The organism is Pseudomonas sp. UMAB-08, assembly GCF_900095225.1.
Lineage (GTDB): Bacteria > Pseudomonadota > Gammaproteobacteria > Pseudomonadales > Pseudomonadaceae > Aquipseudomonas.
The window spans coordinates 19,310-44,980 of record NZ_LT607425.1 but is presented as its reverse complement, the minus strand read 5'-3'; the positions used below and the strand labels follow the sequence as shown (position 1 = coordinate 44,980).

Annotated in this window: 29 protein-coding genes; 20 read left to right on the top strand and 9 right to left on the bottom strand. The window is 56.7% G+C overall.

Going from position 1 to position 25,671, the window contains the following annotated elements; translation table 11 throughout:
* The first annotated feature begins 53 nt into the window (after nt 1-53).
* From K0F75_RS18740 to K0F75_RS18715, 6 genes are all read left to right on the top strand, one after another.
* On the top strand, nt 54-1,805 hold the full coding sequence (locus K0F75_RS18740; protein ID WP_219063459.1) for a DUF927 domain-containing protein: 1,752 nt from the start codon (nt 54-56) through the stop codon (nt 1,803-1,805).
* Nucleotides 1,806-2,055: 250 nt separating this feature from the next.
* Nucleotides 2,056-2,379: a hypothetical protein gene (locus K0F75_RS18735; RefSeq protein ID WP_219063458.1), complete on the top strand. Its 324-nt coding sequence runs from the start codon at nt 2,056-2,058 to the stop codon at nt 2,377-2,379.
* Between the two features lie 206 nt (nt 2,380-2,585).
* Nucleotides 2,586-3,185, top strand: a complete 600-nt coding sequence (locus K0F75_RS18730; protein WP_219063457.1) for a hypothetical protein — start codon at nt 2,586-2,588, stop codon at nt 3,183-3,185.
* A 3-nt stretch (nt 3,186-3,188) separates the two neighbouring features.
* Entirely contained in the window at nt 3,189-4,133 is a 945-nt protein-coding gene (locus tag K0F75_RS18725; protein ID WP_257604435.1) for a hypothetical protein, read from the top strand.
* Nucleotides 4,134-6,356: 2,223 nt separating this feature from the next.
* Nucleotides 6,357-6,557: a hypothetical protein gene (locus tag K0F75_RS18720; protein WP_219063456.1), complete on the top strand. Its 201-nt coding sequence runs from the start codon at nt 6,357-6,359 to the stop codon at nt 6,555-6,557.
* A gap of 301 nt (nt 6,558-6,858) precedes the next feature.
* Complete coding sequence (locus tag K0F75_RS18715) at nt 6,859-7,077, top strand: hypothetical protein (RefSeq protein ID WP_219063455.1); 219 nt, start codon at nt 6,859-6,861, stop codon at nt 7,075-7,077.
* A 442-nt stretch (nt 7,078-7,519) separates the two neighbouring features.
* On the opposite strand, the gene K0F75_RS18710 is transcribed toward K0F75_RS18715, so the two are convergent.
* Entirely contained in the window at nt 7,520-7,930 is a 411-nt protein-coding gene (locus K0F75_RS18710) for a carboxypeptidase regulatory-like domain-containing protein (RefSeq protein ID WP_219063454.1), read from the bottom strand.
* A gap of 74 nt (nt 7,931-8,004) precedes the next feature.
* A complete protein-coding gene (locus K0F75_RS18705) occupies nt 8,005-8,565 on the bottom strand; it encodes a YSC84-related protein (RefSeq protein WP_219063453.1) in 561 nt (186 codons plus the stop codon).
* A gap of 862 nt (nt 8,566-9,427) precedes the next feature.
* Between K0F75_RS18705 and K0F75_RS18700 the strand changes: the two genes are divergently transcribed.
* A complete protein-coding gene (locus K0F75_RS18700; protein ID WP_219063452.1) occupies nt 9,428-9,766 on the top strand; it encodes a cytochrome c in 339 nt (112 codons plus the stop codon).
* A 340-nt stretch (nt 9,767-10,106) separates the two neighbouring features.
* On the opposite strand, the gene K0F75_RS18695 is transcribed toward K0F75_RS18700, so the two are convergent.
* The gene (locus tag K0F75_RS18695; protein ID WP_219063451.1) at nt 10,107-11,210 is read right to left on the bottom strand and encodes an AI-2E family transporter; all 1,104 of its coding nucleotides are present in this window, start codon (nt 11,208-11,210) and stop codon (nt 10,107-10,109) included.
* A gap of 393 nt (nt 11,211-11,603) precedes the next feature.
* Between K0F75_RS18695 and aqpZ the strand changes: the two genes are divergently transcribed.
* From aqpZ to K0F75_RS18635, 12 genes are all read left to right on the top strand, one after another.
* Complete coding sequence (aqpZ, locus tag K0F75_RS18690; protein ID WP_219063547.1) at nt 11,604-12,314, top strand: aquaporin Z; 711 nt, start codon at nt 11,604-11,606, stop codon at nt 12,312-12,314.
* Between the two features lie 103 nt (nt 12,315-12,417).
* Complete coding sequence (locus K0F75_RS18685) at nt 12,418-12,813, top strand: hypothetical protein (RefSeq protein ID WP_219063450.1); 396 nt, start codon at nt 12,418-12,420, stop codon at nt 12,811-12,813.
* 99 nt (nt 12,814-12,912) lie between these two features.
* Nucleotides 12,913-13,299: a hypothetical protein gene (locus K0F75_RS18680; RefSeq protein ID WP_219063449.1), complete on the top strand. Its 387-nt coding sequence runs from the start codon at nt 12,913-12,915 to the stop codon at nt 13,297-13,299.
* A gap of 56 nt (nt 13,300-13,355) precedes the next feature.
* Entirely contained in the window at nt 13,356-13,502 is a 147-nt protein-coding gene (locus K0F75_RS18675; RefSeq protein WP_219063448.1) for a hypothetical protein, read from the top strand.
* A gap of 117 nt (nt 13,503-13,619) precedes the next feature.
* Nucleotides 13,620-13,892: a heavy-metal-associated domain-containing protein gene (locus K0F75_RS18670; RefSeq protein WP_219063447.1), complete on the top strand. Its 273-nt coding sequence runs from the start codon at nt 13,620-13,622 to the stop codon at nt 13,890-13,892.
* Between the two features lie 27 nt (nt 13,893-13,919).
* Nucleotides 13,920-14,360, top strand: a complete 441-nt coding sequence (locus tag K0F75_RS18665; RefSeq protein WP_219063446.1) for a DUF411 domain-containing protein — start codon at nt 13,920-13,922, stop codon at nt 14,358-14,360.
* A 46-nt stretch (nt 14,361-14,406) separates the two neighbouring features.
* Nucleotides 14,407-14,556, top strand: a complete 150-nt coding sequence (locus tag K0F75_RS26290; RefSeq protein WP_219063546.1) for a copper resistance protein CopC — start codon at nt 14,407-14,409, stop codon at nt 14,554-14,556.
* 137 nt (nt 14,557-14,693) lie between these two features.
* Nucleotides 14,694-14,921, top strand: coding sequence for a hypothetical protein (locus tag K0F75_RS18655; protein WP_219063445.1), 228 nt, complete (start codon nt 14,694-14,696; stop codon nt 14,919-14,921).
* A gap of 239 nt (nt 14,922-15,160) precedes the next feature.
* Nucleotides 15,161-15,412, top strand: a complete 252-nt coding sequence (locus K0F75_RS18650; protein ID WP_219063444.1) for a hypothetical protein — start codon at nt 15,161-15,163, stop codon at nt 15,410-15,412.
* Between the two features lie 150 nt (nt 15,413-15,562).
* Nucleotides 15,563-15,820, top strand: a complete 258-nt coding sequence (locus tag K0F75_RS18645; protein WP_219063443.1) for a hypothetical protein — start codon at nt 15,563-15,565, stop codon at nt 15,818-15,820.
* Nucleotides 15,821-16,124: 304 nt separating this feature from the next.
* The gene (locus K0F75_RS18640) at nt 16,125-16,376 is read left to right on the top strand and encodes a hypothetical protein (protein WP_219063442.1); all 252 of its coding nucleotides are present in this window, start codon (nt 16,125-16,127) and stop codon (nt 16,374-16,376) included.
* 105 nt (nt 16,377-16,481) lie between these two features.
* A complete protein-coding gene (locus K0F75_RS18635; RefSeq protein ID WP_219063441.1) occupies nt 16,482-18,197 on the top strand; it encodes a SulP family inorganic anion transporter in 1,716 nt (571 codons plus the stop codon).
* Here K0F75_RS18635 and K0F75_RS18630 read toward each other — a convergent pair.
* The 4 genes from K0F75_RS18630 to K0F75_RS18615 all read right to left on the bottom strand — a co-directional run bounded on the left by K0F75_RS18630 (nt 18,194) and on the right by K0F75_RS18615 (nt 22,142).
* Complete coding sequence (locus tag K0F75_RS18630; protein ID WP_219063440.1) at nt 18,194-19,405, bottom strand: TerC family protein; 1,212 nt, start codon at nt 19,403-19,405, stop codon at nt 18,194-18,196. The two genes, K0F75_RS18635 and K0F75_RS18630, sit on opposite strands and share 4 nt — an antisense overlap.
* A 98-nt stretch (nt 19,406-19,503) precedes the next feature.
* Nucleotides 19,504-20,385, bottom strand: coding sequence for a protease modulator HflC (gene hflC, locus K0F75_RS18625; RefSeq protein ID WP_219063439.1), 882 nt, complete (start codon nt 20,383-20,385; stop codon nt 19,504-19,506).
* Nucleotides 20,382-21,416 carry an FtsH protease activity modulator HflK gene (hflK, locus tag K0F75_RS18620; protein WP_219063438.1) on the bottom strand — a complete coding sequence of 345 codons (1,035 nt, stop codon included), beginning with the start codon at nt 21,414-21,416 and terminating at the stop codon, nt 20,382-20,384. Before hflK ends, hflC begins: the two co-directional genes overlap by 4 nt.
* Before the next feature lie 249 nt (nt 21,417-21,665).
* Complete coding sequence (locus K0F75_RS18615) at nt 21,666-22,142, bottom strand: WbuC family cupin fold metalloprotein (RefSeq protein ID WP_219063437.1); 477 nt, start codon at nt 22,140-22,142, stop codon at nt 21,666-21,668.
* 516 nt (nt 22,143-22,658) lie between these two features.
* On the opposite strand from K0F75_RS18615, the gene K0F75_RS18610 reads away from it, so the two are divergent.
* A complete protein-coding gene (locus K0F75_RS18610; protein ID WP_219063436.1) occupies nt 22,659-23,402 on the top strand; it encodes a hypothetical protein in 744 nt (247 codons plus the stop codon).
* 35 nt (nt 23,403-23,437) lie between these two features.
* Here K0F75_RS18610 and K0F75_RS18605 read toward each other — a convergent pair whose 3' ends face one another.
* Together K0F75_RS18605 and K0F75_RS18600 are read right to left on the bottom strand one after the other, a co-directional pair.
* Complete coding sequence (locus K0F75_RS18605) at nt 23,438-24,865, bottom strand: HAMP domain-containing sensor histidine kinase (RefSeq protein WP_219063435.1); 1,428 nt, start codon at nt 24,863-24,865, stop codon at nt 23,438-23,440.
* Nucleotides 24,855-25,520 carry a response regulator transcription factor gene (locus K0F75_RS18600; RefSeq protein WP_219063434.1) on the bottom strand — a complete coding sequence of 222 codons (666 nt, stop codon included), beginning with the start codon at nt 25,518-25,520 and terminating at the stop codon, nt 24,855-24,857. The genes K0F75_RS18605 and K0F75_RS18600 overlap by 11 nt, the downstream gene beginning before the upstream one ends.
* Nucleotides 25,521-25,671: the final 151 nt, after the last annotated feature.

Sequence of the window (25,671 nt, the reverse complement as noted above, 5' to 3'; positions counted from 1 at the left end):
CCCGCCTCATGTTCGGACTTTAACGACTTACGCCAATGGCGGGAGCTTTGCCGATGAGTGCCTCAAACGTAACACCGATAATTCCCGAGGCCGAAGCTGCGCCAATCAACCGACCAGAGCATCGCGTCTACGACCACACCATCACCCTGGATGGCTCCAAGCTGCGCGCTGGCGTTTGGCATCACGGCAACAAGAAAGACCATGAAACCGGCGATGACTTACCGTTCAACGAATGGCTTTGCGGGCCTTTGCATGTGGACGCTATCACTCGCAGCGAAGGTCAAGACAGTGACTATGGGCGTCTGCTGCGCTTTCGCAACTCCGACAATCGCTGGCTTACCTGGGCCATGCCCAATGAACTGCTAGCCGGACGACCTGATTCAATCTTGGCCGTACTGTTGGGCATGGGCCTTGAGGTTGATTACAAGCGCCGGAACCAGATTTGCCAGTACATCGCCAGTCAGCACCCTAAACGCCGGGTTATCGCTGCCACGTCTACCGGCTGGCACACGCCAGATCTGTTCATCATGCCCCGGCAGAACATCGGTACGGGTGACGCCATATTTCAGAGCGAGGCCGCCAACGGTGACGACTATCGGCATGGCGGCACCTTGGCCGGATGGCGGTCGAACATTGGCGCACTCTGTGAGGGAAACCCGCTGCTGGTGCTGAGCGTCTGCGCCTCACTGGCCGGGGCGCTGTTGTTTCATGTCCAGCGCCAAGGTGGCGGGTTTCACATCGTCGGCGACTCCAGTACCGGCAAGAGTTCCGCCATTCTGGCCGGTGCTTCGGTATGGGGGCACGGTGAAAACTTCAAGCGCACATGGCGCGCCACTGGTAACGGCCTGGAAGGGATCGCTAGTCAGCGCAATGACACGTTACTGGCATTGGATGAAATAGGGGAGGCAGACCCACGCGAGATTGGCGCTGTGGTCTACGCCATGGCAAACGGCACCGGCAAGGCCAGAGCGAGCCGCAACGGCGCCGCAAGGGCTACCAAGCGCTGGCGCGTCATGCTGTTTTCATCGGGCGAGCTGGGATTGTCCGCGCTGATGTCCGAAGGAGGCAAACGCAGCCGCGCCGGTCAGGAAATCCGACTGTTAGATATTCCAGCGCGCCGTGCCTTTGGAGCCTGGGACAACTTGCACGGAATGGCCGGGGGCCGGGAGTTTTCCGACGCTATCCAGCGCGCCAGCGTGACGGACTACGGCCACGCTGGGCCTGAGTTCGTCCGCCAACTGTTGGCGTCTGGTGACGTGGGCAAGCTGCCTGAGTGGTTAGCTTCCATTGGCGCCAAGTTCCCCAGCACCAACGGCCAGGAAGGCCGAGCCGCAGAACGCTTTGCCCTGGTCTCATTGGCGGGCGAACTGGCTATAAAGTTCGGGATTCTGAGCATTCCAGCGGGAACCGTACAAGTTGCCATGCTGGAGCTGTTCGGCGTGTGGCGTGCTGGTCGCGGTGAAGGCCCAAGCGAGGATCGCCAGATTCTCAAGAGCATTGCCGACTTCCTCGCCAAGCATGGAGACACCCGCTTTTCAGGTGCTGACGATCCGCACGGTGAAGCTAGGGATCGAGCGGGCTACTGGGAAGGCTCGCCAAGTGGGCGTCTGTTCCTGTTCAACCGCCCCGGTCTGGAGGAAGCCGCCAAGGGTTACGACCTGAGCCGCGTGGTGCTGGCGCTGGATTCAGTCGGGGCCATTGCCAAGCGGGAAGCAGGCCGAGCGCAGGCAACCAAGCGACTGCCAGACGGCACCAGACCAAAGCTGTACTTCATCGACCCAGCAAAGCTGGAGCCAGAAATCTAAACGCACTTTGCTTTTTCTGCTGGGGACAGAGGGGACAGAGGGGACAGCCAGTAAATACGCGGCCTGTAGCTGTCCCCACCCCCAAAAACACCAAGGGGACAGAGGGGACATATAGGACGCACGGGCGGTTTTGTCCCCTCTGTCCCCTCACTTAAAAACACTAAGGGGACAGCTACAACCCGCGCCGTTAGCGGTTGTCCCCTCTGTCCCCTCTGTCCCCTCGACAAATAACCATACTGAGAACCGAATCATGACCAACAACAACACCAACACCAACACCAACACCAACACCAACACCGAAAACAAATCGCACCAGCCGGGCAGCATGAAACCCACCCCTAAGCGTCTGGTAGTGCCGCCACGCCACTTTGAACCCAACCTAGTGTCCGACTTGCTTGTCGTGATGATGGCGAACGTGGAGGACGCCTTGCTTGCGTCTGGCGCCATCCCCGACCTTTGTTATAGCCGACTCGACCTGTTGAAGGCCGCCACTCCGTTCGTTGTGACCATGTTTGCCGAGAACAATGAGCCACCAGAGTTCGTCGTGGAGTGGCCTGAGCATGAGCGCACCTAGATGGTTACGTCTAATGGTTACGCCTAATGGTTACGTCGCCATACATGAGCGCCGCCAATGCAACGCCTGAGTGGCGCTATACCCGTGACCAGTACATCAGCCACCTTATGACTTGCCCCTTTTAATGGCTGTTGCAAATGCGTCATTGCACCTGCTGGCGCTGACCTGCGCGCCACTTATGACCGCACACCTATGGAGTCGCACCAATGAAGCCGAGCCTCATCCTTGCCCTGTGCAAGATCGCCAGCAAGCCGAACGCCAGTGCCAGCACGCAGCTCATCACTGTCCGGCGCACCTGTCGGGCCATTGCTCATCAACTCGACTCAATCCGCAGCGAGCGCAGCGCCATGCGCCGTGAAGCGGGCAAATTGAAAGCGTTTATGCCATTCACCCGGCAAGCCATTGCAGACCTGGAGCAGCGAGCGCAGGAACACCGGGAGGCTGAGCGCAGTGGGGCGCGCAATGTACTGGCTGAGCTTGGCCGCTCGCTGATGTTCGACCGCGAAGGGCTGGCCGATACGCTGGGGTTCGACCGGATCTGCGACCTACTGAACGTCAATACCGTGGAGCGTGAGCAGGCCAGGCAGGAGGGCATCAGCAGCCTGGAAAACCTAGTGTTTATCCATGTGCTAGAGGACAGCGCTGAACGTCGAGGGCAAGACTGGAGCGACGCCCCACTGTTCAACGCCTGCCACGCGGCCATGGCAAACTTCATCAAGGAATGCCCCGAGCATCTGCTGCCCGATCCGTTCGCACCTGGTGAAGTGTTCGGCCCGAAGTTGCCGCCAAAGCTGAGGATGGTGTAAGCCATGACCACGCCAGATATGAAACTGGGGGATTCATCCCTGAAAATGAAACAGCGGGTTTCAGAAGACCAGCGCCGCCAAGTGCTGGATCTGCGCCGCCGTCACTCACTGCGCGAAGTAGCCGAGGCAACCGGCCTACCACTGGGGACGGTGAAGACCATTATTAGTCGTTCGGGGGCATTCCGTGACAACGAGGCCCACCGCGCCCTATTCACCTTGCCGCCGATCAAGGCCAGCGCTGAAACGCTCCCCAGCGTGCCAGAGCTGCCACCACAGCAGCGGGTGACGGGCGACAAGGAAGTGGACGCCGTGTTGTGGCTGCGCTCGATCATCAACACCGGCCAGGCCGCATTGATCGAGCGGGCCATGGAAGCGTCGAAGAAGATCAAGACGCCGCTCAAAGATCTGGAGAAGCGCTACAGCGACCACCTGCTCGCCAACTGCAATGGCAACGTGTTCGCCACCTTCGGATCGTTTGGATTTGCTGACCTGGAGTCATTGGCAAGTCGGGCCATCAAGCAGCACCGGGAACGGATGGAGGGAATCGCCCGCTTTGGTAGCGCCCTGATGAATGACACCGACGCAGAGGTTTTCTGTATCGAGGCCCTGCGCGGAATGAAGACTACCAAGGGGGAAATATTTCTCGACAAGAAGGAAGCCGCCGCCCGCTTCAACGCCCACCCCGACCTAATGCCGAACACGCTGGCCGACTGCCTGTATGAACTGGATTATTGGTGTCAACTCTACTGGCTGCGCAACGCAGCAGACCGATACGCCAGCGACGGGCCACAAGAGGCAACGGCGCGTGATTGGTTTGTGTTCGGTCTGTTGGCAGAGATACGGCCACGGGACAAGACCGAGGCGCTTGCCGTGTTCCGCTACCTGGTATCAAGTGACCGCAACGACATGGAGGAAAGCGAAGCCATCATGCTCAACCTGATCGGGTGAGCGACTGGAGAGTTGTCCGGCCTGCGCATCCTAGGTAAGTAGCGTTGAGGTTGGGAGGGGGCGGGTTGAAAGCTCAGCCGACGTTTTGCCGGAAATCGGCCCTCGCCCACGCGCCTCACTAACCCGTAGTTTTTTACCATTTTTCAGGTCACAAAAGCATCAAATCCCCATTTATGAAAACAACCCCATGAATGAGCCGAGTCAAGTGCCGAATGGCAGGTTTTCGCCCGAAACCAATGTCAGGTTTTGTTGGGTTTCCACGCTGAAAAAAGGTTAAGTTTTGTTAAGTCGCTAGCGCCGATCAGAGCGCCCGGTATCCAGTCTGGTATCCACGGTTTTAGGGCATTGCGAGCCGGATACCAGCGCCAGCACCCAGTCAAGAATGCCTAAATCCATGACCAGTCTTGACGGAATTTTTGACAGGGTTAGACGGATCGCGAGACGACCACGCGCAAGCATCAGAATGGACGCCTTGATCTATAAGGGCTGGCGCTTACTTATCGGGTCGACAATGAGTGCGACCCGTCAAAAATTCTCGGTGGGCTCGTCAAGGAAGAATTGACGCTCGCAACCAGCCTCGATAGGCGAGGCCGTCAAGCATGAGCTTGAGGGAAGGGCTGGACGTCCATCCGCCGAAACTAAGGAAAATTTTCCTGAATTACCACAAGGCCAAACCCGAGACATCGCCGCCAAGGCCGCAGGATTCGGCAACGGAAAGACCTACGAGCAGGCCAGGAAAGCGACCAATTAGGCAGGCTGTAACAGAAGGTGTAACAGCAAAACGTGCTGTTTCACGCAGCACTTCACGCACACATTTCACGCATCCTGGAGTGCGCGAAACTGTCCCTGAGACAGAATTGTTCGGCATTGGTACGCAGACTGGTACGCACCTACGGTACGCATTGCCGAGTGCGTACCGGCAGCAAGTTCGCAGCGAGGTTCGCACCTTTGGTTCGCACCCTCTTACGCGAGGCTGGCGCGAACCTGTGCGGTGGTTACCAGTTCGGTTACCACCAATGGTTACCAGTTCGGGCGGTTGCCAAGCGTGAGGTTGCCACGCTGGTTGCCACCGAAAGCCGCCCCTTTGCGCGGCCCATAAAGCGCTGGTTTCCACTGAGGTTTCCACGGTATCGCAGTGCTTTTCACTGGTCGAACAACGTGTTGTGGAATTAACCCCATGAACGAGGCGGAATGACGCGAAAACGACGTTGAATGAGCGTTGTGAAAACCAACCCCATGAATGAAACCAGTTCTGCGAAAACCGAACCCCATGAATGAAGCAAAAACACGCCAAATCGAGGTCGAACGACGTGTTGTGAAATAACCCCATGAATGAGGTCGAAACACACTCAAGCGAGGTCGAATGACCCCGTTGCGGAAACACCCCATGAATGACCCTCGCCAGTCGTTCCAATGTCAGGTTTTGTCAGGTTTTCGCACCAACAGAATGTTAAGTTTTGATGGGTAGCTGCGCTTTCGGCTGTTATCAATTGTTATGGTTGGCGGTGTGTTGAAATCGACACGCCGTGTAGGAATCGACACGGTGTTATCCAGACTGGCATCCACGGAGCTGCTGAATATCAAGCAGGCGCTCTAGCGGGGCTGAGTGGCAAGCTGTCCAATATGTCCCTCAACTCTTCCCATGGATTAGCGCTATTTTTGGCGCCAGAACATCCTGGGCGATGCGTAAAAGGAGTTTCGGCCTGTCGAACTGTCTGGGTGGACTGGCATTCATTACAAGCCAAGAAGTCCCCGCTTAGCGTCCAGATGTTGGTCCAGTAAAGCAGTCGCCCACTATGGGTGGCGTTCGCACCTTTGTTCAGTCTGAACATTGTTTCCAATCCTCAAGTGGTGAGCTGTAACCATAGACCAGGCGCCAGCGCCAGGCTGGACTTTAAACCTGACTTGGCTGGATTTGAGATCTGGGCAAGGGTTCGATTTGAGATCTGACCCTTCCCGACTCGCCAAACCTGCCCCGTCATTTCAACGGGGTAGCGAATCGCTATGCCATAGGGGGTGAACGAATCGTTCATCCATAGGGGTGGGTGAAATGCCCACCCTGTAACGCCACCACCCTGTAACGCAGGCCGGAACAGGCGATAGGACAAGCCAAATATGGCGAGTCGAGGCGCCAGCAAACTACCGGGATCGCGGCAGTTATCAGATAATCGAACACCCGTTCAGCGCCTGTTGAGCATGACCGCACCCACCGAGGGCCATCCCATGTCCGTTATCGACTGCGACTACCTGCCCGCCGACAAGGTGATGTTTCCGCCCGAGCTGGCATTGCTGATCGTGAGGAAGGCCGCAGCCATGGCCGAGGCATTCGAGAGCCAGGCACTCGACCAGCTAACCAAGGACGCCAGGCGCGCACTCTCGCAGGGTTCGGAGCCGCGACAGATCATCAGGGAAATGCGGCTGTAGATACCGGCAAACTTTCCGGCATCTAGCCAGCGACACGTTTTCGTTGTGCGCGGATTGTGTCGCGGACAAACTACCCAAGATCCGGGTAGTTCTCAGATTTGAAATCGGACAACCCCAGATCGCCACACAAGACCGCCCAGTGTCGCAGCACCCGCCATACCAAAACGGGAGGCCAGGCTAATTACGGAATATCCCCCGCAACTTTTCATGGGCTGGCGAACATCGGCGGCTGACGCTACATTGAAGCGGCACAACCAGGCGAAAAAAATAATCTAGTCGGAACTGAGAGGGGGCGGCACAAATGAACGCACACCAGCGCCGCCAACGCATCGTGTTCTGGCGCGGATCATTCCCCGTGATACTGGGTTTTGTCGCCCTGGTTCTGGCTTTGATGCTGGCTGACCGAGTGGCCCCGGTAACGCCTCAAGAACTCGATAGCGAAAACCTTACTCAGCCAGAGGCCCATTCCCCAGAGTTGGGGCATAAGGCAGCCGCGCAAATTCTGACGGTATCTCAATAGGCCAAATCGGGCCGCTCATCCGATAGCTCAAATCTGATCCATCCTCATTTTGAGGGGGTTTCGATCAGAGAGCTAAAGCGGGTCAAAATGGCCCAGCAGCGAGCGCCGTGTATCCCCTGGTGTATCCCTACAAAACACGCACCGATAAAAACCCTTTAAATACAGGCGCTTAAAGATCCAGTTCAAATGACTGTGTAGCCACCAAGTACCGGTTTACAGACGTCTACAGCAGTCTATAAACCACCTCAAGAAGCCCGCCTAGTGCGGGCTTTCTTGTGTCTGGGGTATCGCGACTAGACGCTAGCGCTCTGTGGCGTCCACAAATCCCTGTCATCCAGCACACCCTAAAATGATTTTTTAGCCCACCCTCATGCAGGCTTTTCGGCCCGTCATCATCATTATCATGCAGCTTAATCTTTACGTCTTTTACCCATCAGAAAACTCAGGGCTGATCACTCCAGTGAAGATTCACCGTACCGGTCGACGAACCTTCCAGTACGACTGTACTTCGTTTCTCATGGCCATTCTGGCTGGCGATGATGAGGTACTTATCTGCTGGCAATTTAACGTAAACAATGGGACCCGCTTGACTCAACGACAGTAGGGAGCGGCCTTTAGCAGTCTGAATCACAACGTCAACACCACTGAGGTACTCATTGCCCGGCCCTATGGAGAAGGTGATATGCAGGTTATAACCCTTGGCCTGCTGGATGGCCTGCGACTCGTCCTGGCCAATGCCACCTGACAGATAGGTGATGCCGTTTTGCTCCTTCGGCTCCAACTGTACCGCCGACATATCAATCGGCACTTCGTTGGCGGCCTGCAGGACCACAGGAGAGAAAGTCAACAACATGACAAGGACAACTCTTGAAGGCGTTAACCCATGGACAGTTGTCACAATGAATACCCCTCAGTGTCATAGCCAGATTAGCGTTTGATGAGAGAGATCTTGGTTCCTTCAATACTGACGCCAGCCATCAACCCTTGCTGATCGAACACAAATGCATAAGCATCGTCCTTCAGCGTCGAGCTCGACAGGTTCTTTGCGAGCCCCTCATCAACCAGGACGACGGTTGGCCCTACGCCAATTTCCCACCCCTTGGTTTCGCGCACATAGTTCACCGCTTTTTCGGTCATCAAGAACATCACATAGCCGTATGACTGCGCGCCTGCTTGTAGCCCCCATGATCCAGTCACGGAGTTGTAATAGCCCTCCACTTTCGAGCCTCTCAACAATTCGCCTTCGCCATAGCTGCCACCAAACACAAGGCCCGCTTTGACAATATTGGGGAATACGAGCACAGCCTTGGCACTGCGCGAAATGGTCTCAGCAGATGGATGAGTTTTGTAGAGTGTTTGCAGGGCCTGGCGGGAGCTTTTGTCCAAGTCCTCAGCAGTGGCAGCGCTTGCGCTATTCAGCAGAGTCGCCGATGCCAGCGATACGGTCGCAAGGATGATCGAGAGGAAGAAGCGGACTGACGTTGTCATTGCTGTACTCCTATGTTCACGATAGAAGGGATGTGGCAACAGCGCCCATGCAGGCAATAAACAGGCTCCGTAACCTCAGGGAAATAGTCCGGCGCCATGGGGGCCGCACTACCTTGAAAGCCTGGCTCAAGAACGCCATGATCACCGTCACCTAAACATGGCAGTACTCTCGGTCATCATCTGCCAGCGATCTACTGCTCTTCAGGCTGAGTCTAGTTGCTGTGCCAGGTTTGCCTGGTCGTAAATACAGCGCCCGACAAATGGTGCAGGCACTGCACTTTCAACGCGGACTAGCTGCCGACACAGGCTTGAGGCAACGGGCAAGAGTGGAGTTTCTGAAGTCGGGCTTGGGGTGTTGAGCTACTTGTCCAGCCCCGCTCTTTTTCCCCACTCCTGCGACATGTTTTTCACGACGCGTTCACGCCAGCCTCGCTAAATTCCATCTACTCCTTTGAAGAACTCCCTTGGCCCGCCCTCGAGGCCCAATCGAAGGCATGCATTGTGTCGCTCATTCCGATGAGTCCTCAGAGGCATGACGCTCGCTGCGGACCCTGGAGTGCCGCCGTCCGATTTTTTCATCAACCAATACGCGTAGCCACAGGCATCACTCTGCCAACCCCTGAAGGGCCAGCGCAGAGAACGTAAGGAAAAGGTCCATCTTCGATTGAGGCGAATGAGTCATTGCGATTCATGCCATGCGTTGTGCTCTGAGCGGCTGATCAGCGCTGGATGGACCGTATTGATATCAGGGCTACTGCCACCGGAGCTCTCTGCTACGCTTCAGTGAGTCATGAGCCTGAACGACAGCGGTAGCTATTGATCTGCATGACTAACCTGCAGTTCGACAGCCAAGGCGCCCAAAATGAAACACGCATTTTTTGCAATTACAGCGATGATGTCTTTGTGCTCATTTGCAATGGCTGCGCCTCCCGATGGAGCCGCGCTTTTTCAAGATAACTGTAGCGCCTGCCACGGTCCCAAGGGCGCAGGCGGATCAGCACCCAAGCTGGCTGGCGACGCGAGCGAATGGAAATCAAAGGTATTTGAGCGGGCTGTGCTGAGCGGCATTGACGACCATGGCAAGCCCTTAAAAGCACCGATGCCTCACTGGAAAACCGCCAGCTTTACAGCGGACAACGGCACAGCACCCACCAAGGCTGAAGTGGATGCGATACAGCATTATCTTCATACGCAAAAGTAGCGATCCGTTCGACCGAACGTTAAGCCGTGCAGGGCTTTTTCATCCCCCACCTCACATTGCCACTTGGCCATTGACCACACCCTGAGCGGCGGTGGCCCACCGGCAGGATTGATGGTGCAATAACGTATATTGCGTAGACCCCTGACTTATTCATGACTTACCACATCTGCGACATCCCTTTCACGAGACTTTCACGGCGTAGAACGCAAATTGCAGGCTACTCTCTCGTGATAGATTTTTTAGCCCGCCATCGTGCGGGCTTTTTGTTTCTGCAGATCCTGTCAGGAGTCGCTGGCCTCGGTGAAATGATGGGCACATGGATGGGGGTGAGCCCATCGCCTCAGGTCTGCCCCTGATCGTCTGGCCCGCTGCCTTGCGGCTGGTCCCTCACCCATTGCCAGAACAGTTGATAGCCGACCGCGAGCATTACCGGGCCGATGAACAGGCCGATGATGCCGCTGGCGACCATACCGCCCAAGGCACCGATCAGCACCACCGGCATCGGTACATTGACGCCCCGCCCCAGCAACAGTGGCTTGAGCACGTTATCGACCAGGCCGGCAACGAAAATATAGATGGCGAACACAATGGTCGCCGTGGTGGCGCCCTGAGTGACGAAAACGTAGACGATCACCGGAAGGGTAACCAGCGTGGCCGGTAACTGCATGATGCCGATCAGCAGCACCGCCAAGGCGAGCAGACCCGCACCGGGGATGCCCATGAGCACGAAGCCAACGCCGATCAGTAGCATCTGGATGAAGGCGATACCCACGACTCCCAGCGCCACCGCACGAATGGTTGCGGTGCACAGCTCGGTGATTTGCGGCCCCCTGACGGGACCGGAGATGCGCGAAGCGATCTGCACCGCACTGCGGCTCCCCCCCTCGCCATACGCCATGACGATACCGGCGATGATCAGGGCGCAGAAGAATATGAGGAAGCCCATGCCGACGCCTGCGAGCTTACTCAACAAGGCGAGGCTGACATTCTTGATTTGCGGTATGAACTTCTGCGTCAGGCCGGGCAGGTCGGTGGCAGCTTGCAGCCACAGGCCATGCAACGGCTTGCCCACCAACGGCCAATCGGCTATCGAGTCGGCCGGTGGAGAAATATGAAAACTGCCGCTTTTGACCAGGGTGACGACACTCGCCACCGAGTCGGCGATCGAGGTGCCCAACAGATAGATCGGCACCATGAGGATACCGATGGAGACCAACACGATCAGCGTCGCGATGCGCCCCTCGCTGTGACCCATGATACCCATGAGCCTGCCTTGCAGCGGGTAGAGAGTGATCGCCATGATCACCGACCAAAGCATCAAATCGATGAACGGACTGAATATCCGGAAGCAGAACATCACCAGCACGGCAATCAGCCCGGCACGAATCAGTACATCGAGCAGACCACGGGAAAACGCTTTCTCGGAGTTAAGCGTGGGCTCCATTGATTGCCTCCTTGCAGAGCGTTGCAAAGGTATGAAATCGGTAAAGTCAGCATAGACTCAGAATGAACGGAAGACGGTAAATACGACCCTGAACGATATAACGACCCGAGGCAACAATTAACAGATAAGTAGATCAGCGTGCTTCATGAATGAGTCATATGTAATACCCACTTAACACTACATAATTTAATCCATACCCTTATTTATCCTCAACGCCAACAGCAACTATCCAGGCACAAAAAAGTTATCTAACGTTGATTATTTCCGCTGGTCGACATAATGCCGGGGCCCGTTGAAAGTTCCGGGGCCTTGCTATGCTAAGCCCAGCCTGTTCTTTCGAAGTGGTCAGGTGTCGTTCCACTCATGGACATGACCACTCCGGAGGAAATCGCTATGCAGAAGAAAATGGCCGCTGAGTTTCTTGGAACCTTTTGGCTGACGTTTGGGGGATGTGGCAGCGCGATTTTTGCCGCAGCGTTCCCCCAACTAGGCATTGGACTGGCTGGCGTATCGCTCGCGTTTGGTCTGACCGTCTTGACCATGGCCTATGCGGTGGGTTCTATCTCGGGAGGGCATTTTAATCCTGCCGTCACTGCAGGCCTCTGGGCGGGCCAGCGAATTCCGAAGGGAGACGTTATCCCGTACATTGTTGCTCAAGTGGCTGGCGCGATTGCAGCTTCCGCGGTTCTTTTCTTCATTGCCACAGGTGCGCCGGGGTTCGAAGTGGGTAGATTTGCAGCCAATGGTTACGGTGAATTAAGTCCCGGTCATTACAGCTTGGCGGCCTGCCTGCTGACTGAAGCGCTCGCCACCTTCTTCTTTCTTTTCATTATCGTGAAGGTCACAAGCACTCACGCACCGGTGGGATTTGCACCGCTGGCTATCGGGCTGACCCTGACCCTGATTCACCTGATTTCCATACCGATCACCAACACATCGGTTAACCCTGCCCGCAGCACCGGCCCCGCTCTTTTCGCCGGTGGCGCGTATATCTCCCAACTCTGGATGTTCTGGTTGGCGCCCCTTGCCGGAGGCGTTTTAGGCGGATTGGCAGGCAAAATGCTGGGAGAAAAAAAGGAGGTGACGGTCCCGGCTCGGGGTTGAACACCATTGGCTGTGCTTTACTTGATACGGATCAAGGGTGGCACGTCGGACTGATGTATGTTGAGTGCGCGACCACCCGTTGACCTATTGCCGGGGATGTTCCATGTTCTGGTTTCGCTATCACCAATCAGCGTTCATACGCCTCACCATCGTGCTGTGGGCGTTAGCGTTTGGTATGGCCGCGACCCAGGGATGCCTGACACAGCCCAGCCACACTCCCTCGACAACCCACGTCTCGCTCAATACCGCGCAAGATGACGATAGCCACGACGCCCACCCCCTTGGCTGCATTGAACACTGCGCCGATGCGGCGATTGCAGTGAGTCCGTCATCGCCTCTTCAGCTGTTTGACCTGTCCAGTTGGACGTTCCTGTTACTGATCCCTGCATTGCTGATTTTTTACCCCGTCATCCCCTCTGCTTTTGCCTTTCTTGCATTGCGGCACCCTGCGCCCGCCAGGCCGCCCGCTCGCCTGATTTTCGTCCGCTTCAACATTTAGACCGACCTTCTGCGCGCCGAATTCCGGCCGCACTTCTTGCTGCGCCACTCTGGCGCGGCTTTGTATTCCCTGTGTTGTCCCCACCCTTTGGAGATTGCCATGCATATGTCATTGAAACTGATCCTCACTGCCCTGCTCATCACTAGCCCACTCATGGCCTCGGCCGCCGATGAACCACAACCAGAGCCGTCGTCGACCACGTCAGCTCAAACAAGCGAAATGCCCATGCAGAACAAAGCCATGACCGAACAAATGCAAAAAATGCAGGCGGCACACGACAAAGCGGCGGCCGCCAAAACCCCTGCCGAACGACAGGCCGCCATGCAAGAGAACATGAAAACGATGAAAGACAGCATGGGCATGATGCAGAACAACTGTAACGGCATGGGCATGTCCGGCAACAAAGACGGCATGGGCATGATGAACATGATGATGAAAATGATGGATCAGCAGTCGAGCATGATGGCGATGCCCATGAACAAGTGATCCCGAGGTAGCGTTGTAAATGCAACGGCGGTTTCACCCTGGCCAACGTGGCAAGGATGAAATCCGGCGTAGCGTTGGGCATGCTGCTGGCGATCGCCCTGTTCTATCTGGCCAGAGAACACCACGACCATATGAGGCCTGGTGACGCGTTGATCGGCGTCGGTGGCATTCAACGCTTTACCCCTGCGCCAGGCTTCGATTGATGGAGTGACGACGGCAGCTTGACCTTGCCATAGCAGCAAGGTTGAGAATAAATCCAAGGCCACAGAAAAGCCGTGTACACCCGTCCTTCCACGATCATTGTTTGTGAGGCGTCACCAATGAAAACTGTTGAACTGCAAGTCCAGGGCATGAGCTGTGGTTCATGCGTCAAACATGTCACCGAAGCGCTGCGCCCACTTGAAGGCGTCAGTGACGTGGCAGTGGATCTACAATCCGGGCGAGTGAAGGTCAGCGGCGATTCGGGCAGCCATGCGCTGCTTGCAGCCCTGCAGGATGCGGGCTATCCGGCACATCTGGCGGCAGCCGAAAGTGTAGCCAGTAAAGAAACCTCAGGTTGTGGCGGAAAAGGCGGTGGTTGCTGCTGCCGGTAATCGCTCTTTTTAAATAGGAGAACTCCCATGAATACCAAGCTTCGTATCGCTGTTCTTGCTGCACTCTTCATGGCCGGCGCAGCACAAGCCGCTGAGGTCATCGACGTTTACCGCGACCCAAACTGTGGCTGCTGCGAGGAGTGGATCAAGTACCTTGAAGCCAAGGGCTTTAGCGTGCGCGACCATGTCGAACCCAACATGAGCGAAGTCAAACAGCGCCTCGGCGTGGCTCCGCGCCTGGCCTCCTGTCATACCGCGATGATTGGCGGAAAGTTCGTCGAAGGGCATGTGCCAGTGGCACAGATCCTCGATCTGAAGAATCAGCCCGACCTCGTTGGGGTCGCGGTGCCCGGTATGGTATCGGGTTCGCCCGGCATGGAGTATGGCTCGACCAAACAGCCGTATCAGGTGATAGGTCTGACTGACTCCGGCACTGATCGGGTGATCGCGGATTACCCCGGCAATTGACGATGACCTTTGGGGCTGAACACATGGCGCCCGTCGGAGCTGCCAGATAACAAACCCTGTTCAATCTCCGCGCAAGCCTGACCGCCCTTGCCAACCTGACTATAAGGTCGAGTGGAGTGCGGTCTCTTCTGATACCCACCCGATCACAGGCAAGCTGCAAGTCCGGGTGCTGGCGCGAATGCTGACCGGGATTTAATCGCAGGAAGGTCTGACTGAATCCCAATCCAGACGCTTATGCAGCAGCACTTGCCTTATGATGAGCGTCAGAAGCAGTACAAGGCGATCACGGGACCGTAGCGGGCTCCTGGCGCGACGTTTTTTTAGGGGGTTATCGTGGGAATCAAGAAGTCAGCGCAGGAATTGAAGCGCGACCTTAATAATGTGGCCTGCAACCTGGAGCAAACGGCAGGCGAAATCAGTCGGCTCGCCGAGCGAATTAACGATGTGGATGTTGTTGCGGTGCTGCACCTGATGAATCGCTTATACAAGGATTCAGACCGATTAAAAGCCTATGTCGATGAGATCAAGTCTGGACGGATCGTCAGGAATAAAGCCGAGTAAGGTGGCGTGATTCATGTTTTTAGTCGGGATAATTTATCGCGACTTAGTATAAGCAGGCCTCCAAAGCATACGGCGATGCCAAACGCCCGAGGGCGTAGGGCGAAGGGCTGACGATTTGCGGAGGGACCCGTGAGGTACCGCCTGGAGGCTTAAATCCAAATAGACTGAACGAACCGACTTCACTGACTTCTTACGTTTATGGCGTTCCACTCTGTTCGCTGTGCACACAGGGTCATTCCATGTACATCGAAAACAACTCCGCGCTGCTCCAATCCCTGATTTCTCAGCTCTCGATTGCCGAGTTCAGGTCTTCGCTTGCCCTGATGGGCAACTCGGAGCGAAACCTTATGGGCTTGAGGGATCTGATTCAGCTCGATATGATTTCTGGCGACTTTACCTACGGCCGCCTAAGTGATCCGCTTGGCCTGCTGCTCGTCGCCGCGGATCACATACGGCTGACCAAGCGGGGTGCGTTGTTCAGCTATCGCTAAGCGGCAATGCTTGACGAGTGATCATTCTGCCCTCTCTGTTAGCGGCATTGAATGGCACACTGGCAGCTTGCCTCGCGCCCCGGTCATCGCCTGATCTCGGGTAGGCCCCTGACATTGGGTATGCTAGGGGTTCAACCGCGAGAATCAACCATGCGCAAACTCCGCTCCCATGACGACCCGCTGCCAAAAATGATCGCAAATCTGCTTGAATTGCGTGAAGCACTTTCGAGCCTGAGCGCTAACGAAAGAACACTCAGCTCATTGAGAGCAAGTGACAAGGTTTGCGGGGTTATTTTGCCGATCAGCCGCAGGGCAGACTTTTTCGCCTCGAAGATCGGCCACATGGTCGAAAGCCGGATAAAAAACATGACCGAAGCGAACGCCGAGAGCCCCCCAGCGCGCTCCTGATGAATGACCGAATAAAATAATTCGTTCTGTTCTCTCGCCTTTCATACCTTACTAATCACTGCGGACACCCGCACTAAAAAGGGCTTACCGAAAGGTAGGCCTTTTTAGTCAGTAGAGAACAGTGAGCGCGCAAAACGTCATTGATGATGCCCACCGCTGTTTATATTATTGCGGGCGCAGTAAACCTGATCTCTTTTTCCCTTTTTACTCAACTACATGCCCAGTAGGCCACCTCGTATGAGGTACATTAAAATCTGATCCTCCCACCCAGGCAGCAGCCCTCGAACTCAGCAAGGATGTCATCGTGAATACCCATCAGAAGCTGCGAACCTTTGACCGGATCCGCGAGGCAGTGTTGCCGGAGTATCGCGACCGGGTTGCCGAGTACCTGAGCCTCTACGAAGAGGCTCTACACAACGATAACGTCCAGTCTGACGACCTGCGCGCATCGGCCAATCAGCTCAGGGGCTACCTGCGAGGCCTTAATACGACCAGGGTGTTGGGCATGGCTGACTGGGAAGAGCTGGACCGCCGTGTTGTCGAATCGTGGTTATGATCGATACATCAGTGGGGCAGTACGTTTAGCCTGATTAGAAGAGTAAACCCAGGTTGTTTTTTTATCCGGGACCAGAGCCCATGCGACATGATCGAGGCGACACCGATGTCAACACCAAGCCCGCAGTCCGGGCCTGTCAAAACAAAGCTGATCGACCGTGTGTCCTGGCTGGATATCATTGCCGGCTTGTCGCTGGCGGGATTGCTGTTACCGGAGGCAGTCGCTTACGCAAGCATTGCTAATCTGGCGCCTCAGGCCGGGGTCATCGCCCTGTTTGCCGGACTGGTTTGCTACGGATTGATCGGCACCAGCCGCTTCGCGATCGTCTCTGCAACGTCATCGTCCGCCGCCGTGCTGGCAGCTGCATCCGCGACGATGGCGGGCCCGGACAATACGCTCCGGCTGGTCATTGCCGTCGCACTGGTCATGCTGACCGGTTTGTTTTTCACGGTTGCGGGACTTGCACGATTAGGCAGCATGTCAGCCTTTATCGCCAAACCGGTTTTGCGCGGGTTTGCCTTCGGCCTGGCCATCGTGATTATTTTCAAGCAGATCGCTCACGTGGTTGGCGTCCACCCCCAGCACACCGACCTTATCCGATTCATGGCCGAATTATTCAGTCAGACAGGATCATGGAACTGGGCCGCCGTGGCGGTGGCCGTCGCTGCGTGGTTGCTGCTGTTCTTGTTTGCCCGTGTGCCACATCTGCCCGGAGGGCTATTGGTGATTGTCATCGGCATCACGGCTGGTGAATGGCTGAATTTTTCGCAGTATGGCATTAGCCTGGTTGGCTCCATAAACCTGCAACTGATCGCACCGACGGTCCCGACGCTGCTGTATACAGAATGGTTACGAGTAGGAGAGCTCAGTATCGCCATGGTGCTGATTCTCTACGCAGAGTCCTACAGCTCGATCCGCAGTTTTGCGATGAAGCATGGTGACAGTGTCTCGCCTAACCGTGATTTGCTTGCCCTCGGTGCCGCCAACCTGGTGTCTGGACTTTTCCACGGCATGCCGGTGGGCGCCGGTTACTCCGCGACGTCGGCAAACGAGGCATCGGGGACTTTATCGCGACTGGCGGGTTGGTCTGCGGCCTTTGCGCTCTTGATCATCGTGATGACGCTTCTGCCGACCATCGCCCTGACCCCAGAACCGGTGGTGGCGGCGATTGTCGTGCATGCCGTCAGCCATACGCTTCGCCCCTCGACTTTTGCTCCTTATTTCACGTTGCACCGCGACCGACTGGTCGTCATTGCTGCGGTATTGGCCGTGCTTTTATTAGGGGTATTGGATGGCTTGCTGGCTGCCATCGCTGTCAGCCTGGTGATGCTGTTGCGGCGGTTGTCCGAGTCATCGGTGACCATCCTTGGCCAGCTCAATCATGGCCATGATTTCGTCAGCACAACCCTTCATCCAGAGGCGCAAGCAGTCCCCGGTATTTTGATCCTGCGCCCACACACCGGTCTTTTCTTTGCGAATGCCGAGCGGGTGTTTGCGCAGGTACAAAAATACATTACGGTCGCTGGCGGTAGCGTGCACACCGTTATCCTGAGCCTGGAAGAGTCACCGGACCTGGACAGTTCAAGCGTGGAAGCGTTACAGGATTTTTGCAAAGTGGTCCTCGACCAGAACAAACACTTGATGCTCGCCCGTTTAAAAACCCGGGTGCAACAGGTATTGGTTCGAGCAGAGATTCCGGGGCTACCCATCGATATGCTGTGTGCGCTGAGCGTGGATGATGTGGTCAGGGTCGCGCAGGAGCGCTATTCCGGGGCAAAAGCCAGTTCACTGGATGCTACTAATAATGAACCGGCGCTCTAGTGGGCGCGCGCGCACTGAATTTGCGAGAAGCTGCCGCCGCTGAGCGTCACCACATTGCTGTTGGTCTTCTCTATCTCACTGGGAGGCGTGAGGTGAAGCGCGCTGACCGCAGCCGCGGGGTTCTCCCAAAGAATTTTTTTAAGGCTCACGTAGCCTGCCGCTTCTCCGTTCCCGGTGACAATACGTATCGCACTGCCGCCGGGCCGATAGTAGACGGTGGCAATCGCACCGGGGCAAACATAGGCGCTGTCAGCCACGGGCCTGGGCAGCAAGCCACCCGCGATGCTGCCAATGAAGCTGTACAGAAACCAGCTCACAACACTGATAATCCCTAATCCCGCCAAAACCCGTACGGGGCCGCCGAAAGGTCGACGCCCAGGGGCGGAAACGGGGTCTGGAACCTTGTCCGCGACAGCAACGACGACCGCCACGTTATCACGCGCAACTTCAGCTACAACGCGCGGCTGTATTGTCTCCGATGCGGACAGCAGCGCCTTTCGAAGCCTGGGTGCGGGCTGAGGAACCCTCGCGCGCTGTCGATGAATAATGCGCGCTTGCAGGACCACAAAAGCCGCGCACAGGAGCGGCACCATCACGTTCAGCGCAGGCGACTGGGTGTTCACCCAGCCCACCACGGCCGGATCTGAAACGGCGATATCACCCGCGACATAGCCGAGCAGCGCGCCGCCAATCGAGACCAGAAAAGGCTGACGCTGAAGCAGCCGGGTGATCTGCACGCTCCCAAACATCAACAGCGGAACGCTTAGGAGTAATCCCAGCACCAGATAAAAGATGCTGCCCTGCGCCACAGCCGCCAACCCGACCACGTTGTCCATGCTCATGACCAGATCGGCTATCAATACAGTCGTAACGGCGCCTGCCAGCGTGGTCGGGGTAGTTGCAACAGGATTATCTTCCTCGTCCACCTGATCTTCGATCAGCAGCTTGATGGCGATAAAGATCAACAACCCCGCACCGATGAGTTTGAGAAAAGGCACGAGCAGCAACCAGCCCGCCAATGTGGTCAGGAGCACACGCAGCACGATGGCGACGCCCGTACCGATCATCACGGCCTGTTTCAGCTGATTTGCTGGCAAACCACGGCACGCCAGAGCAATCACCAACGCATTGTCACCGGACAAAATCAGGTCCAGCAGGAATATCTGAAAGATCATCCCAATCGCGTGCAGCAAACCTTCAAACACCATGGGGCTGTTTCCAGGCAAGGAGATGCGTCATATAAACAAGCATGCCAGCCGTTGCCGAAACGCTTTATCGTCAGAAGGAAGGTCGATGACTCGCATTTTTACTTCGAGCCCGTTGCAGCAGGCCCCGTGCGAAACTGCTTGAGGAACTCAGCGTCCGGCGTCAGCACCAGCATCGGCTGGCTCTCTGCCAGCGCCTGCCGGTAGGTCTGCAGCGAGCGGTACAGCTTGTAGAACACCGGGTCCTTGCTGAACGCGGCCGACAGTATCTGGTTAGCATCGGCATCCGCTTCGCCGTGAGTGATCGCTGCCTTGCGCTGGACCTCTGACAACAGGACCGTACGATCCCGGTCGGCCTTACCCTGGATCTGTTGAGCCCATTCGAAGCCCTGTGCACGCAGCTCCTTTGCCTCGCGCTGACGCTCGGACTTCATCCGGTCATAGATCGCCTGGCTGGCCTCGAATGGCAAATCGGCGCGGTGCAGGCGAACCTCGCTCACTTCGATCCCAAGTCCGACAGCCTTGCTGGCCACGTCTTTCTCGATGATCGCGACTTCTTGCTGACGCTCCGGCGACAATAATGATCGCAGCGTCACCTGACCCAACTCACGCCGTAACGAAGAACTGACCATTTGCGTCAGTTGTGCGCTGGCCTGGTCCAGCGTACCTACCGCCTGGTAGAAGCGCAGCGGGTCGCTGATGCGAAAGCGCGTGTAGGTCTCGACCTCAATGCGCTTCTGATCGCCCAAAATGACCTGTTCGGCGGGCGAGGTCAGCGTCTGCAGTCGGCTGTCATAGAACACCAGGGAGTCGCTGAACGGAACCTTGAACTTCAGACCCGGCTCACCGGCCACGCCCATCGGCGCGCCAAAGCGGATGATCAACGCCTGCTGCGTTTCGTCGACAACGTAGACCGACGATGCCAACACCCATAACGTAACGATGCCGACCCCGGCGATCAGCCATTTGAGCGCGGAGCTCATGATTTAGCGTCCTTCTGAGCAGACTTGCCTGGATCAGATAGCGGCATATAGGGCACCACGCCAGACATGCCCTTCCCCGAAGAATCTATGATGACTTTTGAGGCCTTCTTCAGCACCTCATCCATGCTCTCCATGTACAAACGCCAGGCGGTGACGTCCTTGGCTTGCACGTAGCTGTTGTAAACAGACAGAAAACGCTTAGCCTCACCCTCTGCCAGGTTGCCAACCTGCGACTTGTAGGCCTCGGCATCCTGAGTGATTCGCGCCGCATCGCCTCGCGCACGAGGGATCACATCGTTGGCATAGGCCTCTGCTTCGTTACGGGCGCGCTCCTGATCCGCGCGTGCGCGCTGCACATCGTTGAAGGCATCGATAACCTGCGGCGGCGGATCGACCCGTTGCAGCTGAACCTGGGTGATGAGGATGCCAGCCTTCTCGCTGTCCAATAGCTGTTGCAGCAGTTCGCGTGTTTCATCCGCGATCTGCGCTCGCTTGTCGGACATGGCGGACTGGATCGGCGTGCGTCCGATGACTTCGCGTAGCGCACTTTCGGCAATGATTTTTATCGAGCGCTCGGGATCGCTGATTTTGAACAGGTACTGTCCAGCGTCCTTGATTCGCCAAAAAACCGTGCAGTCGGCTTCGACGATGTTTTCATCGCCCGTCAGCATCTGCTTGTCACGCGAACCACTGTTACCCGTGGTAAGGGCACTGCTGGCGCTGCCTAACTGCAGCTGATTGACTTGGGTAACCTTGGGCAGCAGCACCGCCTCAAAGGGATAGGGCAGGTGGTAGTGCAACCCTGATTCGGTGGTGTCCGCCCAACGACCAAAACGCAGCACTACGCCCTGCTCGTCCGGCTGCACTTTATAAATGCCCGACGTGACCCATGCCAAGGCAATGAGCCCACCGATCAATACTAAACCGCGCCCCTGGAGATCCAGAATGGCAACCCTGTAGTTGATCCGTTCACGCAGCGTGGAGAAGAGCCTGGCGGGTTCGGTCGAAACAGGGACGGGGCTATCGGTCATGCAAGTGCTCCAGTCCGTCAAATGACGTGCGGCCCTTACTTTTGGGGGGGTAGGGGTCGCCGAAGCCGCGCAGAATACCCGAACAGACGAGCGTCGTCACTGACTTGGATCATGCTAAAAATAGCCCTGAACGGCGACGCGTCCCACGGAAAACAAGCGCTGTTGCGCCTGCTCTCCCCTGCGAACAAATCACCCGGCCCGCGCCGTCGTTTCCGACCAGCCGGGCATCAGCCAAAAAATACGCTTGTCTTAAAGGCCGGGCAGACGCTGACCGATTTGCGCCGTGGCATAGCCGTTCAGAATCGTGGCCGCCAAGGGACTGCCTTCGGCGCCGGACCACGCGGCAAAGTCCGCTTCAGCAACGGGCATATACGGCCCGTGCTTCACTTCAAAGATCACGCCGCCCTCATCCAGAGAGAGCACTGCATGCCAGCAGCCCGCGGGAATTTCCAGTACTGCGCAGTCTTCGCCCAATACCGTGCGTTCGGTGACGGTACCCGCGTCGTCGAAATTCAACACCACAAACCGACCGCGCAAAGGATAGAGCAACTCCCAGGTATGGGGATGACGCTGGGCACGCACATACGTGCCTGGCTCCATGGCGATAGCCAAGCGCTGGATCGGGTCAGCCAGTTCATCGTGCAGGTTGCGGTTAGCGCGCAGGCGCGGGGATTGCTGGGCTTGGGCACCTAGCGTGTCCAGGTCAGCCGGGGTGATCTGTTTCATTTGAGGTTACCGGTAGAGGTAAAACGTGATTGTGGCCCCGTCCGCCTGCGTGCACAAAAGCGGCATCATCTGCCAGGGCATGTGAGGAGGCCATTAGACACTACTCAGCAGCCATCGCGCACGCAAGCTACTGAGCGTGCAGCTCAACGCAAAAATATTTTTCGGCACGGCCAGCGTAATGTTTAGTAGCTGCTACGCTGGATTTTGGATCCGTTAGCACGCCTATAAAACGGCGATGCACATGGATTGCCTCAAAGAGTAACTGCCAGACAACGGATTTCGCGTTATCTGGCAGGTCGGTGTGGCCTCTGTTCTCACGGACGACAAGCTTTGCTACACCGGTTAATCGAATAGTTTAAAAGCGCTGAACGAATCGACGCACTATTAAACGTGCCCTCGGCATTATCAACCGTGCGCTACCCACGCGAGAGTGGGCGATCACCCAACGCCGTTAACCATGTTGTGATGAGTGCCTGCTAACGCCCCTTCTATTTCAAGAAAGTCGGGAATGTAGCCATGCAATACACAACGTTTTCAGATGAACAGATAAAGTCTCTCATCGAGGCTATCAATATCAACGGTTATGCCGTGCTACCTGGCTGGGCCACAAGCACAGAGCTGACCGAGTTACAGAACCTGGCCACAGAGGCCGTCGTAGCGGCGGGTAACAGCTATGTTGCCCTGACCGGGCACCAAGCCGTTGCCGGTTCGCTTCTGGACGAATGGGGCCGCTCCCCGTACTTCGTCGATCTATGCAAGCGTATCGTTACGGCCGCGACGGGGGAGCATTCAACCGAGCAGCGTCTGTACCAGGTGTTGCGTTGCCTGACCGGCGAGCAAGGTCAACGTGAGTCCTCGATTTTCCACTATGACTCCTTCGTGCTGACCACCATCATGCCAGTCTGTATGCCGGATAATCCTGGCGATTTAATCATGCTGCCAAACCACCGCCCCCTCCGGAAAACCTATGCCTTTAACCTGCTCGACAAGCTGCGCGTCGACAACCGCTGGGCACAGCGTCGGCGGCTAAAAGAGTACGCGAACCACCCCGAGCGGTTCACCCGAGTCCACATGCGACCGGGCGACCTCTACCTGTTCTGGGGCTACCGTTCACTGCACACCAATCTGCCGGCTGACGCGAATGCCTTGCGCGTAACCGCTGTCTTTCACTACCACAACCAGCATGCAGACAGCTCCCTCGCCGAGCGGATACGTCGATCAGTTGCCTATATCAAGCCGAATCAACCCGTGCCGATGTGAGTGGTCAGGAGCGGTGTTTCTGGTGCGCTCAGGGGTTAGCCGGCCAGCACGTGCGATGTCTTCCGCCATAACGTCACACAGGTGCCCGAATGCTTGACACTCTGCACACTCATCTTCCCGCCCAGTTGTTCAACGATGCGCTTGGCGTGGGCAAAACCAAGGCCGAATGAGCTTCCATCCGAGCGCGCAGTATCCGCTCGGAAGAAGACCTGCCCTAACTGCTCCAGATCCGTCGATGACATCCCTATACCGTCGTCTTCGACCGACAACTGCCAACCGCCGTCCGGCGATGTGCTCAACTTCACCCGCACATGACCTTGCGTCGCCGTGTACTTGATCGCGTTGTCGACCAGGTTTCCAAGCACCACTTCCCACTGCTCAAGCGAGCCGGGCGTCTCGTAACGCGCGTCTGCGTCGATCTGCACCGAAAGCGCCACATTTTTGGCCTGAGCCTGTCGCTGCCAACGGGCGGCTACCACGCGAACGACATCATCCAGCCGACATTCACTATTGATCCCGGCGATTTGGGCTTCGTCCAGTCGTGCCAGGTCCATTAGCGCCGACGACAACCGTTTCAACACCTGCATTTCCGCCAGAACATCTCGACAAGTGTCTGCGTAGTCTTGCGCCTCACGGGGGCGCATGAGAATAACCTCCAATGCAGATGTCACTGCGGCAATGGGTGTTTTCAACTCATGAGACGCGTTGGCAATAAACAGACGCTGGCTTTCCAGAACCGTGCGCACCGCATGCACCATCTCGGCATAGCTGTCGAACAGCAGCTTTTCCTCTGCCGAATGGGGTGTAAACACCACGCGCTGAGTAAATTCTGGGGGTTTGAGCAAGCGCAACTGCCGCGAAAAACTGCGCAGGTTTCGTGTGGAATAAGACACCACCAGAAAACTACCCAGTGCCGTCAGCAGCAGAATGCCCATCGCCGCCAGAGTGGCCAGCCGTTTGAATTCACTCACTGCGTCGAGCACGGGCTGAGCATTGAGGGCCACCGTGACCGTCGTCTGAAGCGTGGCCGCCCCGGACTGACGCTCTATCTGCCCGCTTTGAACCAGCCATTTGCCGAACTCAGTGGTCAGCAACCGGGATGCTTCGCCTGTCACCTTCAAGGTCGTCATGCGCGGGCGCAAGGTGTTGCGGATTTTCTCAGGGGGGCCTTGAGACTCAAACATCGGCGGGCCTGCTTCGTCCCCCGCGATAAAATAGACGTCACGGTCACGATCCAGCTCTTGCGCAAACTCGCCGCTGCGCTGATAGACCAGTTGACCTGCCTCGGGGAGGATCAGCGCCTCGATGACGTCTGACTGAGTATCCAGATGATGGCGCAACTCATCCAGCCGAGCCGCTTCCACCCAATGGCTCAACCAAAGGACACTCAGCGCCAACACGCTCGCCTGCACAACGAATAACGTAATCGTTATTTTGATATTCAGCGAAAGCTTAAGCCACACGAAGCGTGAACCCCTTGCCGCGCAAGGTTTCAATCTCTACGCCCGACCCCATCAGTTTTCTGCGCAGGCGCGCGAGCAGCACATCAAGGCTATTGCTGTCCGGCTCCATGTCCAGGGAGTACAGCAATCCGGTGATAGCCGTGCGCTTGACCAACTGCCCGGCTTTACTGGCAAGCGCCACGAGCAAGTCATATTCCTTGCCCGTCAGCACCAAGGGGGTTTGGTTGATCGTCACGCTCATGGTTGCGAGGTCGATATTCAGGCCTGCCAGTTCCAGTAGCGTTGCCCCGCGAGCCGTGGATCGCCGGTAAAGCGCGTTGACCCGGGCAATCAGCTCGACCATGTCGAAAGGCTTGACCAGATAATCATCGGCCCCCTGATCGAGACCTTCGACCCTGTCGCGCAAATCGCCCTTGGCGGTGACCATGATGATGGGCACTTCTCTTGCCTGCGCACGCACCGTCTTGACGAAATCCAGGCCCGACAACTTGGGCAACATCCAATCGAGCACGATCACGTCGTATTCGCTGGACTCGACGAAATAAAGTGCCTCCTTGCCATCCAGGGCGAGATCGACGACCCAGCCCCCCTCTTCGAGACCACGTCTGACGCTCTTGCCGAGCAGTACATTGTCCTCGACCACAAGCGCCTTCATTGATCACCTCGCCTTATCGTTCGCGACACGCTACCGCATTCGCACTTAGCCATAAAGTAGCCCGCTTTGCGTCGTTTTCTATCGTTAATGATCCATTCATTCGCACCTCAATAGACTGCCCGGCAATTACGCATGTCTGGGTACAACGATC

Excerpts from the sequence above, each read along its gene's own strand:
- K0F75_RS18700 (WP_219063452.1), top strand. The coding sequence starts at position 9,428 with ATGAAACACGCATTTTTTGCAATTACAGCGATGATGTCTTTGTGCTCA.
- hflC (WP_219063439.1), bottom strand. The coding sequence starts at position 20,385 with ATGAGCTCCGCGCTCAAATGGCTGATCGCCGGGGTCGGCATCGTTACG.
- K0F75_RS18730 (WP_219063457.1), top strand. The coding sequence starts at position 2,586 with ATGAAGCCGAGCCTCATCCTTGCCCTGTGCAAGATCGCCAGCAAGCCG.
- K0F75_RS18635 (WP_219063441.1), top strand. The coding sequence starts at position 16,482 with ATGTCAACACCAAGCCCGCAGTCCGGGCCTGTCAAAACAAAGCTGATC.
- K0F75_RS18645 (WP_219063443.1), top strand. The coding sequence starts at position 15,563 with ATGCGCAAACTCCGCTCCCATGACGACCCGCTGCCAAAAATGATCGCA.
- K0F75_RS18680 (WP_219063449.1), top strand. The coding sequence starts at position 12,913 with ATGCATATGTCATTGAAACTGATCCTCACTGCCCTGCTCATCACTAGC.
- K0F75_RS18740 (WP_219063459.1), top strand. The coding sequence starts at position 54 with ATGAGTGCCTCAAACGTAACACCGATAATTCCCGAGGCCGAAGCTGCG.
- K0F75_RS18600 (WP_219063434.1), bottom strand. The coding sequence starts at position 25,520 with ATGAAGGCGCTTGTGGTCGAGGACAATGTACTGCTCGGCAAGAGCGTC.
- hflK (WP_219063438.1), bottom strand. The coding sequence starts at position 21,416 with ATGACCGATAGCCCCGTCCCTGTTTCGACCGAACCCGCCAGGCTCTTC.
- K0F75_RS18670 (WP_219063447.1), top strand. The coding sequence starts at position 13,620 with ATGAAAACTGTTGAACTGCAAGTCCAGGGCATGAGCTGTGGTTCATGC.
- K0F75_RS18685 (WP_219063450.1), top strand. The coding sequence starts at position 12,418 with ATGTTCTGGTTTCGCTATCACCAATCAGCGTTCATACGCCTCACCATC.
- K0F75_RS18715 (WP_219063455.1), top strand. The coding sequence starts at position 6,859 with ATGAACGCACACCAGCGCCGCCAACGCATCGTGTTCTGGCGCGGATCA.
- K0F75_RS18630 (WP_219063440.1), bottom strand. The coding sequence starts at position 19,405 with ATGGTGTTTGAAGGTTTGCTGCACGCGATTGGGATGATCTTTCAGATA.
- K0F75_RS18665 (WP_219063446.1), top strand. The coding sequence starts at position 13,920 with ATGAATACCAAGCTTCGTATCGCTGTTCTTGCTGCACTCTTCATGGCC.
- K0F75_RS18675 (WP_219063448.1), top strand. The coding sequence starts at position 13,356 with ATGAAATCCGGCGTAGCGTTGGGCATGCTGCTGGCGATCGCCCTGTTC.
- K0F75_RS18725 (WP_257604435.1), top strand. The coding sequence starts at position 3,189 with ATGACCACGCCAGATATGAAACTGGGGGATTCATCCCTGAAAATGAAA.
- K0F75_RS18705 (WP_219063453.1), bottom strand. The coding sequence starts at position 8,565 with ATGACAACGTCAGTCCGCTTCTTCCTCTCGATCATCCTTGCGACCGTA.
- K0F75_RS18710 (WP_219063454.1), bottom strand. The coding sequence starts at position 7,930 with ATGTTGTTGACTTTCTCTCCTGTGGTCCTGCAGGCCGCCAACGAAGTG.
- K0F75_RS18610 (WP_219063436.1), top strand. The coding sequence starts at position 22,659 with ATGCAATACACAACGTTTTCAGATGAACAGATAAAGTCTCTCATCGAG.
- K0F75_RS18695 (WP_219063451.1), bottom strand. The coding sequence starts at position 11,210 with ATGGAGCCCACGCTTAACTCCGAGAAAGCGTTTTCCCGTGGTCTGCTC.
- aqpZ (WP_219063547.1), top strand. The coding sequence starts at position 11,604 with ATGCAGAAGAAAATGGCCGCTGAGTTTCTTGGAACCTTTTGGCTGACG.
- K0F75_RS18615 (WP_219063437.1), bottom strand. The coding sequence starts at position 22,142 with ATGAAACAGATCACCCCGGCTGACCTGGACACGCTAGGTGCCCAAGCC.
- K0F75_RS18650 (WP_219063444.1), top strand. The coding sequence starts at position 15,161 with ATGTACATCGAAAACAACTCCGCGCTGCTCCAATCCCTGATTTCTCAG.
- K0F75_RS18720 (WP_219063456.1), top strand. The coding sequence starts at position 6,357 with ATGTCCGTTATCGACTGCGACTACCTGCCCGCCGACAAGGTGATGTTT.
- K0F75_RS18735 (WP_219063458.1), top strand. The coding sequence starts at position 2,056 with ATGACCAACAACAACACCAACACCAACACCAACACCAACACCAACACC.